Source organism: Nonomuraea sp. NPDC001684, assembly GCF_053596515.1.
In genome coordinates, this window is sequence record NZ_JBSFGJ010000772.1 from 1 (window position 1) to 2,521 (window position 2,521).

The window sequence follows — 2,521 nt, forward strand, 5'->3', positions numbered from 1 at the left end:
CTGCTCGCGCAACGCGGCCTCGACCGCCTGGCGCAGGTCTTCGTCGGGGCGGGCGCCCCGTCGTGGACATCCCGGGCCAAGACACTGGTGTGATGGACACCGTCGTCACCGAAGCCGCGCGGCTGGCCTCCCCCGGGGACACCGTGCTGCTCTCCCCAGCGGGCGCCTCGCTCGACATGTTCCCCGGCTATCCGGCACGAGGGGAGGCCTTCGCCCGTGCCGTCCACGAGCTGAGGCGGCGGCGTGAGCAGTAGCACCGGCACCGCCGGCGCCCGCCCGGCCGCCGGCGAGCCCACCCGGTCCAAGGCCCAGGAGGGCCCGGCGAGCTGGGTCCGCGAGCAGCGCGCCGTGCTGAAGGAACTGCTCGACAAGCCGCTGACGACCTACTACCTGATCATCATGTGCAGCGCGCTGCTGCTCGCGCTCGGGCTCATGATGGTGCTGTCGGCCTCCGCGATCGAGGCCCAGCAGAAGACCGGCAACCCGTTCTCGTGGTTCATCAAGCAGTCGTTGTCGGCCGGCGTCGGCGTGCCCGTGATGTACGCCTGCTCGCGCCTGCCGCCGAAGTTCTTCCGCTGGGCGGGCTACCCGCTCATGGCGCTGGCGGTGCTGGCGCTGGTCATGGTGCTGTTCATCGGCGAGTCCGAGCTGGGCGCGCAGCGGTGGATCTACCTCGGCCCGTTCACCCTCCAGCCGTCCGAGCCGGCCAAGCTGGCGCTCGTGCTGTGGGGGGCCGACCTGCTGGCCAGACGGGCCAGGCAGGGCCGGATCGAGTGGCGGCAGATGCTGATCCCGCTCATGCCCGGCACCGCGATCCTGGTCGTCATGGTCCTGCTCGGCCGCGACCTCGGCACCACCCTCGTGCTCTTCATGATCTTCCTGGCGCTGCTGTGGGTGGTGGGGGCGCCGATCAAGCTGTTCGGCGGCATCCTGGCGCTGGCGGTGCTGGCCGCGGCCATCATGATCAAGGTGGAGCCGTACCGGATGAAGCGCATCGGGGCCTTCCTCGACCCGTGGGCCGACGCCCAGGGCGCCGGCTACCAGGCCGTGCAGGGGCAGATCGCGATGGGCTCGGGCGGCTGGTTCGGGCTCGGCCTGGGCAGCAGCCGCCAGAAGTGGAGCTGGCTGCCCCACGGCGAGAGCGACTTCATCTTCGCCATCCTCGGCGAGGAGCTCGGGCTGATGGGCACGCTGATGGTGGTGGCGCTGTTCGGCCTGCTCGGCTACGCGGGGCTGCGGGTCGCGGTCCGGGTCAACGACGGCTTCGTCCGCCTGGCCGCGGCCGCCATGGTGGCCTGGATCGTCGGGCAGGCGGCCGTCAACATGGGCGCGGTGCTCGGCGTCCTGCCCATCACCGGCATCCCGCTGCCGCTGGTCTCCTACGGCGGGTCGTCCCTGCTCCCCACGCTCGCCGCGCTGGGCATCCTGCTGTCGTTCGCCAAACGCGAGCCCGGCGCGCGCGAAGCCTTGGCCGCGCGTGGCCCCGGACCCGCCGCACGGGGCCTAAGCTGGCTTGGCCTGGGGGGTACGTCCAGAGGCCGAGTGAGACGTTAGGGAGTGACCGAGATGAGGGTGGTCCTCGCCGGTGGGGGGACGGCCGGGCACATCGAGCCCGCGCTCGCCCTTGCGGACGCGCTGCGCCATCTTGACCGGAGCGTCGGCATCACCTGCGTGGGCACCGAGCGCGGCCTGGAGACGCGGCTCGTGCCCGCCAGGGGCTACGATCTCGAACTGGTGCCGGCCGTGCCGCTGCCCAGGGCGATCACCCCGAGCCTGCTGACCGTGCCGGGCCGGCTGGCCGGGGCGATCAACGCCGTGTCGGGCGTCCTCGACCGGGTCGGCGCCGACATCCTGGTCGGGTTCGGCGGCTACGTCGCCACGCCCGCCTACCTGGCGGCCAAGCGCAAGGGCCTGCCGATCGTCGTCCACGAGGCCAATCCCCGTCCCGGCCTGGCCAACCGGCTGGGCGCCCGGCTGACCGACCACGTCTTCACCGGCTTCCCCGACGCCGCGCTGCCCAAGGCCGAGTTCATCGGCACCCCGCTGCGCCGCGAGATCGTCACGCTCGACCGGCTGTCCACCGGCGACAAGGCGCGCTCCTGGTTCGGGCTGGAGAACGACCGGCCCACGCTGCTGGTCTTCGGCGGCTCGCAGGGCGCCAGGTCGCTCAACCAGGCCGCGCTGGCCGCCGCGCCGGTGCTGCGCCGGGCCGGCATCCAGGTGCTCCACGTGCTCGGGCTGAACAACACCGTCGAGCACGAGCCGCCGCCCGGCGACCCCCAGTACGTGCTGCTGCCCTACGTCGACCGCATGGACCTCGCCTACGCCGCCGCCGACGTCGCGCTGTGCCGCAGCGGGGCCCTGACCTGCGCCGAGCTGACGGCCGTGGGGCTGCCGGCCGCGTACGTGCCGCTGCCGCACGGCAACGGCGAGCAGACCGTCAACGCCGAGCGCGCGCAGGAGCGCGGCGGTGGCCAGGGCCGAGCGCCATTCGCGCAGCGACGGCTCGGCGTAGGCCCAG

At 73.1% G+C, this 2,521-nt stretch carries 2 protein-coding genes and 1 pseudogene; all 3 read left to right on the forward strand.

The window, feature by feature from the left end; all coding sequences use genetic code 11:
* Positions 1-254: pseudogene (locus ACWCSD_RS51455) on the forward strand (hypothetical protein); the annotation flags it as partial.
* Positions 244-1,554 carry a putative lipid II flippase FtsW gene (gene ftsW / locus ACWCSD_RS51460; protein ID WP_397162155.1) on the forward strand — a complete coding sequence of 437 codons (1,311 nt, stop codon included), beginning with the start codon at positions 244-246 and terminating at the stop codon, positions 1,552-1,554. The pseudogene ACWCSD_RS51455 and the gene ftsW, both read left to right, overlap by 11 nt.
* Before the next feature lie 12 nt (positions 1,555-1,566).
* A partial coding sequence (locus ACWCSD_RS51465) for a UDP-N-acetylglucosamine--N-acetylmuramyl-(pentapeptide) pyrophosphoryl-undecaprenol N-acetylglucosamine transferase (RefSeq protein ID WP_449927028.1) occupies positions 1,567-2,521 on the forward strand: 955 nt, incomplete at its 3' end.